At 60.6% G+C, this 16,542-nt stretch carries 10 protein-coding genes and 3 pseudogenes; 3 read left to right on the top strand and 10 right to left on the bottom strand.

Going from position 1 to position 16,542, the window contains the following annotated elements; all coding sequences use genetic code 11:
- Positions 1-19: 19 nt before the first annotated feature.
- Positions 20-703: a siderophore-iron reductase FhuF gene (gene fhuF, locus T3A99_RS13745; RefSeq protein WP_107322731.1), complete on the bottom strand. Its 684-nt coding sequence runs from the start codon at positions 701-703 to the stop codon at positions 20-22.
- A 199-nt stretch (positions 704-902) separates the two neighbouring features.
- On the opposite strand from fhuF, the gene T3A99_RS13740 reads away from it, so the two are divergent.
- Positions 903-2,606, top strand: a complete 1,704-nt coding sequence (locus T3A99_RS13740; protein ID WP_107322730.1) for an ABC transporter ATP-binding protein/permease — start codon at positions 903-905, stop codon at positions 2,604-2,606.
- A gap of 11 nt (positions 2,607-2,617) precedes the next feature.
- Here T3A99_RS13740 and fabF read toward each other — a convergent pair whose 3' ends face one another.
- From fabF to T3A99_RS13725, 3 genes are read right to left on the bottom strand one after another with little or no spacing between them, the layout of a single operon-like run.
- On the bottom strand, positions 2,618-3,907 hold the full coding sequence (fabF, locus tag T3A99_RS13735; protein ID WP_322834467.1) for a beta-ketoacyl-ACP synthase II: 1,290 nt from the start codon (positions 3,905-3,907) through the stop codon (positions 2,618-2,620).
- A 56-nt stretch (positions 3,908-3,963) separates the two neighbouring features.
- Positions 3,964-7,044, bottom strand: a complete 3,081-nt coding sequence (locus T3A99_RS13730; protein WP_322834466.1) for an efflux RND transporter permease subunit — start codon at positions 7,042-7,044, stop codon at positions 3,964-3,966.
- Complete coding sequence (locus T3A99_RS13725) at positions 7,041-8,150, bottom strand: efflux RND transporter periplasmic adaptor subunit (protein ID WP_047230131.1); 1,110 nt, start codon at positions 8,148-8,150, stop codon at positions 7,041-7,043. Before T3A99_RS13725 ends, T3A99_RS13730 begins: the two co-directional genes overlap by 4 nt.
- Positions 8,151-8,371: 221 nt before the next feature.
- Here T3A99_RS13725 and T3A99_RS13720 point away from each other — a divergent pair, with 221 nt between their 5' ends.
- Both T3A99_RS13720 and T3A99_RS13715 read left to right on the top strand, forming a co-directional pair.
- Positions 8,372-9,832, top strand: a complete 1,461-nt coding sequence (locus T3A99_RS13720; protein WP_274090202.1) for an efflux transporter outer membrane subunit — start codon at positions 8,372-8,374, stop codon at positions 9,830-9,832.
- 69 nt (positions 9,833-9,901) lie between these two features.
- Positions 9,902-10,687: an SDR family NAD(P)-dependent oxidoreductase gene (locus T3A99_RS13715; protein WP_274090203.1), complete on the top strand. Its 786-nt coding sequence runs from the start codon at positions 9,902-9,904 to the stop codon at positions 10,685-10,687.
- Between the two features lie 102 nt (positions 10,688-10,789).
- Here the strand turns inward: T3A99_RS13715 and T3A99_RS13710 are convergent, their stop codons facing one another.
- The 6 genes and pseudogenes from T3A99_RS13710 to T3A99_RS27880 all read right to left on the bottom strand — a co-directional run.
- Positions 10,790-12,061: an OmpP1/FadL family transporter gene (locus tag T3A99_RS13710; protein ID WP_322834465.1), complete on the bottom strand. Its 1,272-nt coding sequence runs from the start codon at positions 12,059-12,061 to the stop codon at positions 10,790-10,792.
- 50 nt (positions 12,062-12,111) lie between these two features.
- A complete protein-coding gene (locus T3A99_RS13705; RefSeq protein WP_322834464.1) occupies positions 12,112-12,996 on the bottom strand; it encodes a thioesterase family protein in 885 nt (294 codons plus the stop codon).
- 155 nt (positions 12,997-13,151) lie between these two features.
- Positions 13,152-13,766 carry a TetR/AcrR family transcriptional regulator gene (locus T3A99_RS13700; protein WP_047230136.1) on the bottom strand — a complete coding sequence of 205 codons (615 nt, stop codon included), beginning with the start codon at positions 13,764-13,766 and terminating at the stop codon, positions 13,152-13,154.
- Positions 13,767-13,950: 184 nt separating this feature from the next.
- Positions 13,951-14,289, bottom strand: a pseudogene (locus T3A99_RS27890) (ATP-binding protein); the annotation flags it as partial.
- 519 nt (positions 14,290-14,808) lie between these two features.
- Positions 14,809-15,144: pseudogene (locus T3A99_RS27885) on the bottom strand (response regulator transcription factor); the annotation flags it as partial.
- Positions 15,145-15,357: 213 nt separating this feature from the next.
- Positions 15,358-16,407 (bottom strand): annotated as a pseudogene (locus T3A99_RS27880) (sensor histidine kinase); the annotation flags it as partial.
- Positions 16,408-16,542: the final 135 nt, after the last annotated feature.

Below are 16,542 nucleotides of genomic sequence, written 5' to 3'. Positions count from 1 at the left end.
ATTGAACGCGCGCCCAACCCTACTCATAGATGTAATGCAAATAGCTCACCTGCTCCGCCAGCGGCAGACGGTGCAGCTTGGGGCAGGATTCGCAGAGCACCGGCGGTTGGCCTTCGACCGGCTCGTGCAGTTGGTAATGCAGGCAACAATGCCGGCGCAATGGCAAGCACGGGCAAATCTGCGGTGCCGGTGATTCGACCATGCGTTGCAGGCCTCGCAGCTTCAAGCGTCCGTTGTTCACCGTGACCTGTTCCAGCCACTGGTGCGCCTCGGCAAAACCGTCTTTGGACAGGTCAGGGTCCATCCTGGCAAAGGCACCGTCCCAGATAGCAACGAAGTTGCCCCACAATATTTTCGGGGCCAGGCCACCGGCGGTGGCCAATGTGCTAAACAGCGGCGCCAGGTGCTCGTGGATCAACCGCGACCAGTACACCGCACGGCCATCCGCGTCCAAGGCTGACAGTCCGGCGGCCAGGCCCAGCGCCGCAGGTTGGCCGTCGTCGTGCAACAGCAATGCGTCCTCGCCCCAGAACTCGATCGCGCAGCGACGCGTCAGCACACAGGCCAGGGTGGCCGGCAGGACGATACTCATGTAGTTCATCGACCACTGCGAAACCACGGCGGCGCGGTTCACCCCTGGGTAACGCAAGGCAAACCGGGTCAGCAAGGGTTGCAGTACGCCAGGGTCGGCAAGCTGGCTCAACGCGATGGCAGGCTGATCACCAGGTTCCTGCCGAATGACCCGCTGTATCGGCGGCCAGGCCTGGTTAAGCCATTCTGGAAATTCGATAACGGGGCTCCCGTGGCTTTCCCTAATTAATGCAAACGATTAGCATTGGCTGATCCTATCCTCCCTCCCCTGCAAACTCAACGTCGTTAGCGACCAGGCTCACCAAGACCACATGCACACACTCCGCAATTTCTGGCGTCTCGCGCGGCCTTTCTGGGCATCCGAGGAAAAGTACCCGGCCCTGTTGCTGCTGTTGGCCACCGTGCTGATGACCCTGTGCCTGGTCGGGGTCAACATCCTCACCAACTTCTGGAACCTGCATTTCTATAATGCCTTGCAGGCCCTGGACTACCACGGTTTCCTGATCGGCAGCCTGCAGTTCATCCTGCTGCAGATCGGCACGGCCGCCTTCACCGTGGGCGCGTTCCACTTCCAGCAGAAGCTGACCATCCGCTGGCGGCGCTGGGCGACCCGCAACATGCTTGATCAATGGCTGGACAGCCAGCGCTACCAGAAGCTGAAGCTGACAGAAACCGAGGTCGACAACCCCGATCAGCGGATCGCCGAAGACATCGACCTGTTCATCGTCAAGTCGCTCAAATTGAGCCTGGGCCTGTTGACTTCGGTGGTGTCGCTGTTTTCCTTCCTGCATATCCTCTGGCAGGCCTCAAGCCTGGTCAGCGTGCCGTTCAACGACCAGTCCATCATCATTCCGGGACTGCTGGTGTGGATCGCCCTGGTGTATGCGCTCCTGGGCACCGGCCTGGCCTTCTGGCTGGGACGCGCGCTGCCCAGCCTGAATTTCATGCAGCAGCGACGTGAAGCGGATTTTCGTTTCTCGCTCATCCGCCTGCGGGAGAACGCTGACTCGGTAGCGCAATACCGCGGCGAAGTCGTAGAGAACGAACGCTTCAACCACCGCCTGGAGGCGGCGCTGGAGAACTTCTGGGCGCTGGTGAAAAAACAGAAGCTGATCATGGGCTACTCGACCTTCTACTTGCGCAGCGCAACGGTCATCCCGATGTTCATCATGGCGCCACAGTTCTTTGCCGGCGCCTTTCCCCTCGGCCGCCTGACACAGATAAGCGCGGCCTTCGGCGAAGTGCACGCCGCCATCGCCTACCTAGTGAGCGTGTTCCCGGAGCTGTCGGAATGGAAGTCGGTGATTGACCGCTTGATCGGCTTCCAGGAGCGCCTGGATAACGTTGAGGTCAAGTCCCAGGTCAGGCTCGAACAACAGGCCCACGGTCTCGATATCAAGGACCTGGACATCTGGCTGCCGAACGGCCGGCCGTTGTTCAAAGACTTCAATCTGTCGCTCAAGCCCGGTGACAGCCTGATGATCCGCGCGCCGTCCGGCTACGGCAAATCAACGCTGATCCGCACGATTACCGGGCTTTGGCATCACGCTCGCGGCTCAAGCTGTTACGACCGTGAGCGTGCCCTGACGCTTGCGCAGAAACCCTACCTGCCGTTGGGCAGTCTGCGTGAAGCGCTGTGGTACCCCAACCCACCCCGTCGCGAAGAAGATGCCGCGCTGCGCCAGGCCATGGAGCAAGTTGGCCTGCAGCACCTGAGCGATCTGTTGGAGCAAGAGCGGGACTGGGCGCAGACCCTCAGCGTCGGCGAACAGCAACGCTGTGCGTTCGTCAGGGCCCTGCTGGCCCGCCCGACGGTGCTGTTCCTCGACGAGAGCAGTTCGGCACTGGATTCAACCAACGAGGCGCGCTGCTATCAACTGCTCAAAGAGACGCTGCCAGAAACGATCCTGATCAGCGTCGGCCACAATGCTTCGCTTGAGCGCTTCCATTGGCAGGTCCTGGAGCTGCAAAGCGAAGCACGATGGGTGCATCGGAAGGTGAAGCAACCGGTGTGAGTTCGCCGTCTCTATTTAGCATCCCAACGACGAAACAGGACGCTGGCGTTAACGCCGCCGAACCCGAATCCATTTGAGAGCGCATGGGTGATCGACATCTTCCGGGCATTCAGGGCGACCAGATCGAGCCCTTCTGCGGCTTCATCGGGATGAAGCAGGTTCAGCGTCGGCGGTACGACCTGATCACGCAGCGCGAGCACGGTGAAGATCGCTTCAATGCCCCCCGCCGCCCCCAGAAGGTGCCCGGTGGCGGACTTGGTCGAGGTGATAGCCACGCCAGAGTCAGCCCCGAACACCGAGCGAATCGCTGCCAACTCCCCGTTATCGCCCACCTGTGTGGAGGTCGCGTGGGCATTGATATGCTGCACGTCCGCAGGGCTGACCCCCGCCTGGCGCAGAGCCTGCTGCATGGCGCGCCGTGCGCCGCTGCCGTCTTCCGGGCCTGCGGTCAGGTGATAGGCATCGGCGCTGGTGCCATAGCCGACCAGTTCGGCCAGGGGCTTGGCACCACGGGCCAGGGCATGCTCCAGCGACTCGATCACCAGCAGCCCGGCCCCTTCGGCCATGACGAAACCGTCACGGTCGCGATCAAAGGGACGCGAGGCCTCCTGAGGGTGCTCGGCAAAGCCCGTGGACAGTGCGCGGGCGGCGGCAAAACAGCCCAGGGTCACACGGTCTATCGCCGCTTCGGTACCGCCACATATAGCGATATCCGCCTCACCGCTTCTGATGAGCCTGGCCGCATCTCCAATGGCTTGCACCCCGGCGGCACAAGCCGTTACAGGCGCACCGAGAGGCCCCTTGAGTGCATGCCGGATAGAAACGTGCCCGGCCGCCATGTTGGCGAGAAAGGCCGGCGCGGTGAATGGCGACAAGCGGCGCGGCCCACGCCCATCGGTGGTGCGTACAGCGTCGGCAATTGCGCCAAAGCCACCGACGCCCGATGAAATGATCGTCGCGGTGCGTTCCTGGTCTGAGGCTTGCGTCGGATGCCAGCCTGCCTGCGCCAGGGCTTCATCGGCGGCGACCAGGGCAAACTCGATGAAACGGTCCATCTTCTTGCGATCCTTGACCGAGATGAAGCGCTCGGGGTCATACCCCGCAACGGCATCCTCTTGCAGAGACGGCACCTGGCCGCCCACCGCAACGCCGGTACCCTCGGTGATATCGCCAGACAGGTTACGGATACCGGAGCGTCCTGCCAGCAACCTCTGCCAGACTTCTTCCACTGCACAACCCAGGGGGCTGACAATGCCCATGCCTGTGACGACGATTCGCTTTTGACCTTCGGCAGTCATCATAAAAACCTCTTCATTTCTCAGTCGACATCCACTGACAACAGCATGCGTCTGCTGACTTACGCCAGCCTCGCTGTTTCAGTTTGGACCTGTTTGTCAGGATGGATCTTGAACCAGATGGAATACATCGCCGGCAGAAACACCAGCGTCATGATGGTGCCGACGAAGGTCCCTCCGATCAGCGTGTAGGCCAGCGTCCCCCAGAACACGGAGTGTGTCAGGGGGATGAATGCCAGGATGGCCGCCAGCGCCGTCAGCAGCACCGGCCGGGCCCGTTGCACGGTGGCCTCGATCACCGCGTGGAACGGGTCCAGCCCTTCTTGCGCGTTGTGGTGGATTTGCCCAATCAAAATCAGCGTATTGCGCATCAAAATACCCGAGAGCGCGATCAGGCCGACCAGGGCGTTGATTCCAAACGGCTGCTGGAAGATCAGCAAGGTCGGCACCACGCCAATCAATCCCAGCGGCGCGGTGAAGAACACCATGACCATCGCCGAGATTGAGCGTACCTGGAGGATGATGATCAGCAGCGTCAGGGCAACCATGATCGGCAGCAGCGGCACGATCGCCTGGCCGGCCTTGCCCGACTCCTCGATGGCCCCCGCCTGCTCGATCCGGTACCCGTCAGGAAGGGTGTCCATGATCGGCTGCAGTTGTTTGAGGATTGCGCTCGATACGTCCGGTGGCTGCAAGCCTTCGGCAATGTCGCCGCGCACGGTAATGGTCGGCGTGCGATCACGCCGCCGCAGGATTGGGTCCTCCATGCGCACATCCACCTCGCCGACCTGGGACAGCGGAATACGCTGTCCCGCCGTGCCCACCAGGGTAAAACCTTCGATCTTGGCGGGATCGAGTCGAATATCACCTGCGGCGCGACCAACCACTTGCACCGAACGGATGTCCTCGCGAACCGCCGTAATCGGCACCCCCGTGAGCAGGAACTGCAACTGCTGGGCGACGGCATTCGAGGTCAGGCCCACCGCCTGCAAACGATCTTGATCAAGACTGAAATGCAGCGTCGGCGTCAGTGGCCCCCAGTCGGTATTGACGGTCCGCATCATCGGGCTCGCTTGCATGACGTCCTGTACCCGACCGGCGATCTCGCGCAACGTTGACGGATCGGGGCCCATGACCCGGTAAGCCACGGGGAATGGCGAATACGGACCAAACACCAGTTGAGTCACCCGCACCCGCGCCTGCGGGGCAAGCCCTTCGGCGACCGCTTCGCGAAGACGGAACTTGAGGGTTTCACGGGCCTCCTGGCTGCTCGTCAGCACCACAATCTTGGCGAAGGACGGGTCAGGAAGCTCCGGCGCCATCGCCAGGTAGAAGCGTGGCGCACCTTGACCGATATAGGCGGTGACGATTTTCGCCTCATCCTGCTTTTGCAACCAGGCCTCGACCTTGGCCGTGGCGGCGCTGGTCTGCTCGATGGAGGTTCCATAGGGCATCTGCACCTCGACCATCACCTCGGGACGGTCTGAGGTCGGGAAGAATTGCTTCTTGACCAGGCCCATGCCGAGAATCGCCACGACAAATGTCGCGACCACGGTGCCGGCCACCCACCATTTGCGCGCGATGACGCGGGTCAGGAGCTGGCGAAAGCGATTGTAATGACGCGTGTTGTAGATAGCCGCGTGACCGCCCTCGACCGGCTTGATATCCGGCAATAGCTTCACCCCAAGATAAGGGGTAAAAGCCACCGCGACGACCCAGGAGGCGATCAGGGCGATGCCGACGATCCAGAACATGTTGCTGGTGTATTCGCCGGCGGTCGATTGCGCAAAGCCGTTGGGCATGAAGCCAATCGCCGTCACCAGGGTACCGGACAGCATCGGCGCGGCGGTGTGGCTCCAGGCATACGCGGACGCTTTGATCCGGTCGTAGCCCTCCTCCATCTTTACCACCATCATTTCGATCGCGATGATCGCGTCGTCCACCAACAGCCCAAGCGCCAGGATCAGCGAACCCAGGGTAATCCGGTCGAAGTTCTTTCCGGTGGCCGCCATCACCACAAACACTATCGCCAGCGTCAACGGTACGGCGGCTGCGACCACAACGCCTACACGCCAGCCCATGCTGAGAAAGCAAACGAGCATGACAACCAGCAGCGCGACAAAAAACTTGACCATGAACTCACCGACGGCCGAGTCGATGTTCACGGCTTGATCGGTGACCTTGGTCAGCGTCATGCCCAGTGGCATGCCTTCATTGATCTTGGTCGTCTCGGCGTCCAGTGCCTTGCCCAGGTCCAGGCCGTTCCAGCCCTCGCGCATTATGATCCCCAGCAGCAGCGCCTCTTCGCCGTTATTGCGAACCAGGAAAGTGGCCGGATCTTCATATCCGCGCTCGACTGTCGCGACATCCGAGAGCTTCAGCGTGCGCCCCTGGATCGCAAGCGGTGTGTCGCGAATTTTCGCCAATTTATCGAAGGCACCGTCCACCCGCAGGACGACTTGCGGCCCTTTGGTTTCGATCGAGCCAGCAGGCGTGAGCAGATTCTGGCTGTTCAGCGCGGCGAAGATATCCTGGGGCGAGACGCCCAAGGTCGCCAGTCGATCATGGGAGAACGACACAAAGATTCGCTCGGGCTGCTCACCGATGATGTTGACCTTCTTCACGCCCGCCACATGCAACAGGCGCTGGCGCAACGCTTCGGCATCTCGCACCAGCAGGCGCTGCGGTTCGCCTTTGGCCTTCAGGGCGAACAGCGCGAAGGTAACGTCCGAATACTCGTCATTGACCATCGGCCCAATGACGCCCGCCGGCAGCCGAGTGGCCTCATCGTCGAGTTTCTTGCGCGCCTGATAGAACTCCTCCTGCACTTGCGAGGGTGGCGTGCGATCGACCAGCGAGACCATGGTGAAAGCCAGACCTGGACGGGTGTAGGTTTCCGTGCGGTCGTACCATTTCAGTTCTTGCAGGCGCTTTTCCAGCGGCTCGGCGACTTGGTCCTGCATCTCCTGGGCAGTCGCGCCCGGCCATGCAGTGATGACGGTCAACTGCTTGACCGTAAACGGCGGGTCCTCGGCACGCCCCAACTGGAAGAACGCCAAGGTACCCGCGACGGCAATCAGAAAGATCAGGAACACGGTAATGGAGCGCTCGCGAACGGCGAGTGCCGATAAATTGAGACTCATTGACGGCCCCCGGCAACCTTCACGTCACCCTGTGGGCTCAGTCGCACTTCCTCGCCATCGCGCAGTAGATGCGCGCCCAGCGCGACAATGCGCTCGCCAACCTTGAGCTCACCTGCAACTCGGGCAGCGTCGTCACTCAAGCCCAGGACCTGAACAGGCCGCCAGCTGACTTTCGCCGGTTCGCCGGCAATGACCCACACACCGGTTCCATTGCCTGGGTCATAGAGGGCAGCGATCGGAACTTGCAGGACCGGCCCTTGCGCGGCGTCTTCGGCGATCCGAAGGGTGACGGTCGAACCCAGCGGCGCATTGGCCAGCCCGCCCGCCAATACATACCGCGCCTCAAAGGTGCGTGTCACAGGGTCAGCCGAATCCGACAGCAGCCTCAGCTTGGCAGTGACAGCAGCCGAGGTGTTGCCGTAAAGCGTCGCCTGAGCGGTGGACCCTGCGGCCGGACGCAAGGTTTCTGGCAATTGCACGATGGCTTCGCGCTGACCGGCCCGTGCCAGTCGAACCACCGGCTGCCCAGGGCTGACCACCTGCCCGGGTTCGGCGAGCGTCTCCATGACAACGCCATCGGCGTCTGCCAGCAGTACGGCATAGCCCGACGCATTCCGGGCCACGTCAGCCTGAGCTTGCGCGGCGCTGAGTTGTGCCTTCGCGGTATCGGCTGCGGCTTTGATCTGATCGTAGCCAGATGCGGAAATGGCGCCTGCGGCCACCAGCTCACGATAACGAGCCTCGTCATCTGCGGTCTGTTTGGCTCGGGCTTTGGCGGCAGTGACCGCTTCTTGCTGCGCTCGTGCTTGCAAGCCTAAGTCGATGGGATCCAGACGCATGAGCGGCTGACCACGCTTGACGGTCTGCCCGGTATCGACCAGACGCTCAAGCACTTTGCCCGACACTCGGAAACCCAAGTCACTCTGGACGCGAGCCGCCACGACTCCGGTGAATGAACGCCAGAGGCCGGACGAATCCTGAACTTCAGAGACCCTCACCAAAGGAGCGAGCGTGCGCGGATCTTGGACGGTGGAAGAGTCGCCACACGCCGTCAGGACGAGAGGCAACAAGCAAGCGGCAAGGGTGACAGGTCGAAGCCGGCGCATAGATTCCCTACTTAAAGAATAGAAACAGGTGTCACATTCTCTGGCGCGTGACCAATACTGTCAATGGTCACAACTATTGCGGCCAGAGACTAAATTACAATTATCTCAACACTTATTGCGACCATAGCCCCCAGCGAGAGCCCCCACCATGAGGAGCTCATTGACAGAAAGTGACCAATATATAATATGGTCACAAATCAATCTCCACTTCAGGAATCTCCATGTCGCCACTCCACCCCGCTGCTCTGATACTGAGTGCCAGCTTGATGGCAGGCTGCGCCGTTGGTCCGGACTATCACCGTCCGGACACTGCGCTATCGGACCGTTTCCTCGGTCAGCCCTCTGTCGAACAGCGGCCCGCGACGATGCCGGCCAGTCTCGTAGCTTGGTGGGAAGGCTTTGATGACCCAGCGCTGACCGAATTCGTCGCCAAGGCACTTGAGCAGAACCTGGACCTGGCGCAGGCCTCGGCGCGCGTCGCGCAGGCGCGGGCCGGCCTGGGTGCGGCCAATGCTGCTTTGCTGCCCTCGGGCAATATCAGCGGCCAGGCCGCGCGCGCCTATCAGTCAGTCGAAACCCCACTCGGCCAGGTGCTGAATTCAACGCCTGGCTATGATCGGTATGGAAGCGCTTACGAACTCAACCTCGGGGCCAGTTGGGAGGTCGATTTGTTTGGCAGCCTGCGCCGGTCACGCGAGGCCGCCCTGGCCGAATACCAGGCGTCCGCAGCGGGCGCCACGGCCACCCGCCTGGCCGTCGCTGCGCAGACCGCCGACATCTACATCACTGTCCGCGGATTGCAGACCCGTTTGGGCATTGCGAACCAACAGGTCAAAACGCAACAGGAACTGCTGGAGAAGGTCCAACTGCTCTACAGCAAGGGCCTCGCCGCCAGCTATCAGGTTCGCCAGACCGAGGGCGCCTTGGCACAGGTCCAAGCGACAGTGCCGGTCCTGCAAATTGGCCTGGATGCTGCGATGAACGCACTGGACATCATGCTCGGCACGCCGCCCGGCACGCATCGCACACAACTGGCCAATGCGCGGAGCATTCCTCTGGCACCCCAGATAACCGCCATGGGAACGCCTGCCGATCTGCTGCGCCGCCGGCCCGATCTCATCGTGGCCGAGCGCCGTCTAGCGGCCTCCAATGCACGCATCGCAGAGGCCGTTGCTGAGTACTATCCAAAATTCTCCCTCAGCGCGCTGCTCGGTAGCGCCACCGCCGTATCCGCCGGCAACCTTTTTACCGGCGGCGCCAGCCAGTCGGCGGGTGTATTGGGACTGCGCTGGAGGCTCTTCGACTTTGGCCGTATCAACGCACAGATCGATCAAGCCAAGGGGCAGGAAGCCGAGGCCCTGGCCGCTTATCGCCAGTCCGCGCTGCGCGCCAGCGAGGATGTCGAGAACGCGTTCTCCTCGTTGGTCAATCGCGAAGCCCAGGCAACCACCCTCACCGCAGCAGAGACGGCCCTGACTCAGGCTCGTCAATCCTCGTTCATTGCCTATGAGAAAGGCACCGCCAGTCTCATCGACGTCCTGCAAGCCGACGAAACACTGCTGCGAGCTTCCGATGCCCGAGCGCAAGCGCGAACCGAATCGGCACGAGCGGCGGTCGCCGCGTTCAGGGCACTGGGTGGTGGCTGGCAGCCTTCTCACGCCGAGCCTGTGGCAAGTCGATGACGTAACCAGGTGACGTGGCACCACCTGCGCGCCCTCCTCCTTCAGCTAAAACCAGCAGAGAACAGCAATATGAAAACGAACGATAACTCTTGGGTGCTCATCACGGGCGCGTCGAGCGGATTTGGCGAGGAGTTTGCCCGGCAGTACGCAGCACAAGGGAAATCGCTGGTCCTGGTAGCACGCCGCTTGGATAAACTTCAAGCCCTGTCGGCGCAGTTGCGCGAACGCTTCGACGTTGAGGTGCTCGTCGAGCAAGTCGACCTGTCCTCGATTTCGGCGATCATCGAACTGTATCAGCGACTGAGCGAGCGCGGTGTCGTGATCGATGTGCTCATCAACAATGCCGGTCATGGCTTGCAAGGGCCCTTTCTGGATCAATCCGTAGAACAATCCCTGGCCATGATCGATTTGGACATCGCCAGCCTTACAGCCCTGACGCGCCTCTTCGCGACTGACATGCGGGCCCGAAAACGCGGACATATCCTGATGGTTGCCAGCCTGCTGGCCTTCCAGGGGGTGAAGAATTTCGCCGTTTACTCTGCCGCAAAGGCCTATGTGCTTCGCTTCTCTGACGCGCTTCATCGTGAACTCAAAACCGACGGCGTCGTCGTGACCGCACTTTGCCCCGGGATGTCGGACACCGGATTTGCACAAAGCGCCAGGCAAAAACTCACACCGGCCCTGAAAATGGTGATGATGCAGCCCCAGCCCGTTGTCGCTGCGGGAATCCGTGCGCTGCAAGCCGGACGCATGAGTGTCGTGCCAGGCTTTGGCAACAAAGCGATTACGGTCTTGACCTGGGCCACGCCTCGCCGGTTTCACCAAGGCATCATGGCGCACGTCATGGGCGTCTGAGTGGGCGATGTGAAGGCCTTCCCGAAGGGAAAGGAATGCCTACAAAAAGGCCGGAGGCAACCTGTGCCCCCGGCCTTTTCGTTATCGTAAAGCGGCAATCAATCAGAAGCGATAGCTGACAGAGGCACCGAGGCCGCTGGCACTGTTCTTATACGTGGAGCTGTAGGCGCCCCGGGTCGCTGAGGTGTGATTGACCTGCACGCTCTCTTCCCACAGATAAGAATAGGCAACGTCGATCGTGACATCGTCCACCGGCGTCCAGCCTGCACCGAAGCTGATCACCGTCCGGTCGCCCGTAGGAATACGTGGCCCGCGGTCGGTGTTGTTGACGGGCGACTGGTCGACCGACAAGCCTGCGCGAAGCACCCACTGGTTGTTCAATCGGTACGCCGTACCGATGGCGTGGGCCCACGTGTCATGCCAGTTCTGCTCTTCGGCAACGGTGCCCAGCGAGCCACTGAGCAAAGGAGGCAAACCCGAGTTCTGGATGACCAACTCCTTGAAGCGACTCCAGCGTGTCCAGGTGGTCCCCGCATAAAGCGTCCAGTCATCGTTGAGCTGATGAGTCACCGAGAAGTCCACCGACTCCGGTGTATCCACATCCAGCGAAGCGTCATAGCTCTGGCCGCTGACGCCCAGCAAGCTGAAGACTCCACCAGTAACCTTAGTCTTGGCGTCCAAGTGGTAACTGACTTTGGAGTGGTACGTCAGACCTAAGCGGGTTCGGTCAGTAGCCTGCACCAGGATCCCCGCGTTGAAACCCAGGGCCGTGTCGTCGCCGGTACTTTTGAGTTTTCCATCATTGCGCCCAGGGCTGAGTGGATTGGGCACCATCCCGGACAACTCACCGCTGATACGGTTGATGGTAGGACCGAACCCGATCGACACTTTGTCGTTAAAGGCATAGCTGATAGTGGGCTGGAACGTGAGGGTCGTGACCTCGCTTTTGTTGGCGTAATAACGCCCGGCGAAACCGCTGCCATAGTCGGTAATCAGGCCGAAAGGAACATAAAAACCAATACCGAACGCCCAGTGCTCATCAATGGGTTTGACGTAGTAACCCATCGGCACCGTGGTCGCTGGCACCATATCGCCGTCCTGCTGGCCACCGAAGGTGCTGCGAGTCTGGCTGATGTCGGACTTGGCGAAAAGCGTCGCCGCCCCCAGACTGACCTGCTCCCTCTTCAAGCGAGACATGCCCGCCGGATTGCCAAAAACGGTGCTCGCATCTTCAGCAGAAGACGAGCGACCGGCAAACCCGGATCCCATCCCACTGATACTTTGCTCATTAAGCGCGAAACCGCTCGCCAGCACATGAGAAGTGGCGAGCGCAATAGCGAGACCTAGCGGGGTCTTGAGCCATATTTTTTTCATTATTAGAACTCTTACAGCAGTAGCTGAGGTGAATGAAGCGGGTGGTTGTGTTATGTGAAAATTGCCACGGTCTGACGCGCCCAAAGCACTCGTCGACCGCTTTCGTCCCAGATTTCCATATCTTGCAATGAGTAACCTTCCAGAGCCTGCTGGCTGAAAGAACTGATGAGAAACCATTCACCAGCAACGGCCGGCTGCGGTAGATCAATCATCCAGGACGCAGAGCTGATGGCGGCGGGCTCGGTGAAGCAGGTCATGGCGGCCGGCGGCAAGCTGTCAGCGAGCGCAACCAAGGCGACGGCCGGGTCCACGCCCTGTGCATCCAGGTGGCGCACCCACATCAACAGTTCGGGATTTTCTGCGCCAGATACTGGCAATGAACCGCCCGCCGCGCGCATCTCGAAGTTATGGGCGCAAGCCGGTGCGACGTTGCTATCCAGAACCAGCGTGGAGTATTTGGATGGCCCCTCTACAAGCGGTCTTCCCCAGGAGTTGTGGCTGATTTTGCTTTCGCGCGGCTGAGCGAATAACAGCGTGGTGCGCAGCGCCAGGTCATCGCCCGACATACAGTCGACCGCTACCGAGGTGACTGACCGCCCTTGACGCAACACGCTGGTTTCGAATGTCTGGGCCTGTGTGACAGGACCAATGAACGACACCTGGGCTGACCTGAACGGCGGTAAATCTGTCGGACACTCACGCAAAACCGCTTGCAGCGACAGCGCCGCAGACAGGCCCCCAAAGACAGTGCGCCCCTGTAGCCAGTTGGGTGGTGCAATAAAAGGTGAGTCTGGATCGAATTGCTGCAGCATCTGGGCAAAGCTGGTCATATCAACGCTCCCCTGAACTGACCGGTCGTGATCCCCACCAAGCAGCACGCAGGCGTCGCCCTCTCCCAATCGAAACGGGTGGATGGAATGGCGGCGCTGGATCATGGCGATCTCTTGAGAACAGATGCGCCATACTTATTCATGTGACCATTTGTGTCAACAGTCACAATTCAGACAAATAGATACCTTCACTCAGAAGGTAAAATCGCAGGGACCACGCGGGAATAGGTTGCAACGGCAATGCAACCCTCAGCCGAAGCTCAGGGCATGAGGCTACGCAGGATGAGATTGGAGGTGAGCGTCGGGGCATCCTCGATGCGATCGAGGTTGTACTGCAATAGCAAAGGATTGACGAAAGGCTGGAGCGCCAGATGTATCGCGTCTACCGTCTCGTCCAGTGGCGTCCTGCGCTCGAACTCACCGAGCTCTCGCCCCTCTCGTACGATCTGCAGAACAAAGTCTTTGATCCGGGCATTATAAACCTGCGAGCTTGGCCAACGCTCCGAGGCCGAGAACGCGGCGATGTCGTAAAGCTTGCGGTCGTTGAAGAACAGGTCCGCGCCCGTGACCATCAGTGTTTTGACCATGCGTCTAAAGCGCTCCGTAGGTGAGAGGCCTTCCACGTTGATGGCCTGCTCCACGGCGGCAACGATTTGCGCCAGACAATTTTTGCAAATGGCTTCGCCGATTGCCTGCTTGGAATCAAAGAACTTGTAGATGTAAGCCTTGGAAAACCCGATGGCCTTGGCCAGGTCGGACACCGTGGTCTTGCCGTAACCGTATTGACTGAAATGCTCATTGGCCGCCGCGACAATCTGGTCTCGGATGTCATGGTCGACTGGGCCACGGACGCTGGGGGATATTGGCTGGTTCATGCGGTCAGCTTACTCACCTCAAAGGCGGTTGACAACTTGTGACCACATTGTAATTAAGTCACATATCTGGCGATTTGGCTGGATAGCCGTTTGCATGTCAGGAGCTGCCATCGGCGCAACTGCCCTGCTGTACTGGGTCTATCTGGGACTCGCTTCCAAATGATTTCCTGACATCTGGTGCTCATCACTGCGTCTGCGGACCATCGAGCGGAACATCAAGGATGAAGGTTGCGCCCTGTCCAGCCCCGTCGCTGTGCACGGTCAAGCTGCCCCCCATTTCCTGCGCGGCCAGCGCGCAGCTGTGCAGGCCGAAACCGTGACCGTCTTTGCGAGTAGTGAAGCCATGGGAAAAGAGCCGCGCCAGATGCTCTGGTGCAATCCCATTGCCGTTGTCGGTCACGGTGATACGCAATGCTGGCCCGTCAGCCAGCAAGGCGCTGAACGTGATGCACGGGCTGCGATCGATCACGCCGTTCATTGCTTGTTTGGCATTGCGGATCAGGTTCACCAGAATCAGCAGCATCCGGTGCCGGTCCAGCGGCAGCAAGGGCAAGTCGGCAATGTCCTTGACCACCGTCACCTCCTGGCGCGCCAGTGATCCAGCACTCATGCGCAAGGCATCATCGATCAACTCCGGGACCGGTACTGTCTCGACGATACTGACAGCAACGGCATAGGACTGCTGGGCAGCGACAATGGTTTTGATGTGGTCAATGCCCTTGGTGAGTTGCCCGAGCTCTTCGATAATGCCCTGTTGCTCTATCGCCACCACCTCCGCCAGCTTGAGCAGGTAGCCGGGCAGCATCTTTCCTTTGTGGTCTGTGGTGAGAAAATCGCTCAAGTCATGGACGTGTTCGTTCATCATCTGAGCCACCTTGCCCAGCCCCTGGGCTTTGGAGGTGCGCATCAGGCTGCTGACCAGTTCTGCCGATACGTTCACACTGTTAAGGACGTTGCCGACGTTGTGCAGCACAGTCGTAGCGATTTCGGCCATGCCCGCCTGACGGGATTTTGCATGCAGTTCGGTTTGCACGTGACTCATGCGGAGCGCCGCGCGCACGCGAGCCATGAGCTCCAGCGGCGAGAAGGGTTTGGCGATATAGTCATCGGCGCCACTCTCCAGCCCGGAGACGCAGGCCTCGCTACCGCCACGGGCGGTCACCAGGATCACCGGTAAATGGGCAAAACCGGCGCTGGCTTTGATTCTGGCTGTCAGGCCAAAGCCATCGAGTTTCGGCATCATCACATCCGAAACGACCACATCGATGGGTCGACGCTGCAGGAGTGCCCAGGCCTGCTCGCCATCAACTGCGGTGGCGACGATGTAATCGTTTTGCAAAAGTTCTCTGAGATAGCTGAGCATTTCCGGGCTGTCGTCGACCACCAGCACTCTGGATCGCAAGGCGTGTTCCGGGTGCTGCTCGTCACCTGCGCCTTGCGTCACGACTTGGTCGTTGCGACTGCCTTGGTGGCCGTCGTCGAAACGCAAGTGGCGCTGCTCAATAGTGCTTGTTGTGCTCGATGACGATCGCTCCTGCATATTGCTGGCTTCGCTCGGCACGGTGTTTTGCTCGGCCCCCAGCGGAAGTCGAACAAAGAAGCACGAACCCCGTCCAGGCTCGCTGTTCACGCCCACTTCGCCCCCCATCAGTTCGGCCAGATCCTTGACCAGGGCCAGACCGATGCCTGTGCCGCTGTAGTGGCGCGTGGCGGAGTTTTCGATCTGGGAAAAACGCTGGAACAGCAACGGCAGTTTGTCAGGCGCAATGCCGATCCCCGAGTCTTGCACCGCGAGTTCAAAACGCTCGCCATCAATCAGCGTCACTGCCAGGTGCACGGTGCCGCCAGCGGACGTAAACTTGATGGCATTGCTCACCAGGTTGAGAAGAATCTTCTCGAAGTGTCGGGGGTCCAGGAACACCGTGCCGAGCGCAGGATCGATGCTGCTGGTCAGGGTGCAGCCTTTGCCCTCGGCCACCATGGCGGCATCCTCGGCCAGCACACCCACCATCTTGTTCAAGTCAATTGGCGCCGGACACACCTCAAACTTGCCCGCTTCGGCTTTGGAGAAATCGAGAATGTCATTCACCCGGTTCATCAAGCGCAGTGCGTTGCGTTGGGCGCGGTCGATTTGCACATGCCAGTCCGCCGGCGGGATGGACGCCGCCGAGAGCTGCTCCAGGGGGGCGAGAATGAGGGTCAGGGGGGTGCGCAGTTCGTGGCTGACCGTGGCGACGAAATCGCTCTTTGCCTGGTTGGCCGTCTCGGCTTGATTGCGCGCCTGAATGAGCTCGACGGCCTGCGCCTCCAGCACCTCGGTCTGTTGATGCAGCGTGTCGGTCCGTTCGGCGACCATTCTCTCCAAGGAGGCCTGCACTTGCTGTCGTTCGGCTTCAGCCTCAGCCTCCAGCACCCGGATGCGCAGGGCATTCTCCTGGAACACCCGTACGGCGCGGGTCATGATTCCAATCTCGTCACCGCGTCCGGCACTGGCGATCTCGGCGTTCAGGTCGCCGGCCGCAAGCCTGCGCATGACCGAGGCCAGGGCCACGATGGGCTGTGCGATAAATCGCGACGTGCTCCAGGCGATGGCGCCGGCTAGCAGGATGGCGACGGTACCTGCAATTATCGTCGCAAGCATGCCGCGATCATTGTGGACCAAGGCGTCGGAACGCGCTTGACCCGCGAAGCGCGCAACCAACTGGCCGGCGCTGCGAGCCTCGTCGCGAACCTGATCGCGTGCATCGCTCAAAGCGTTGCTCGCCTGATGGAACCT

Source organism: Pseudomonas sp. N-137, assembly GCF_034555295.1.
GTDB lineage: Bacteria > Pseudomonadota > Gammaproteobacteria > Pseudomonadales > Pseudomonadaceae > Aquipseudomonas > Aquipseudomonas rhizophila.
Note: the sequence above shows the minus strand (reverse complement) of the source record. Positions and strands in the feature narration are given on the sequence as shown.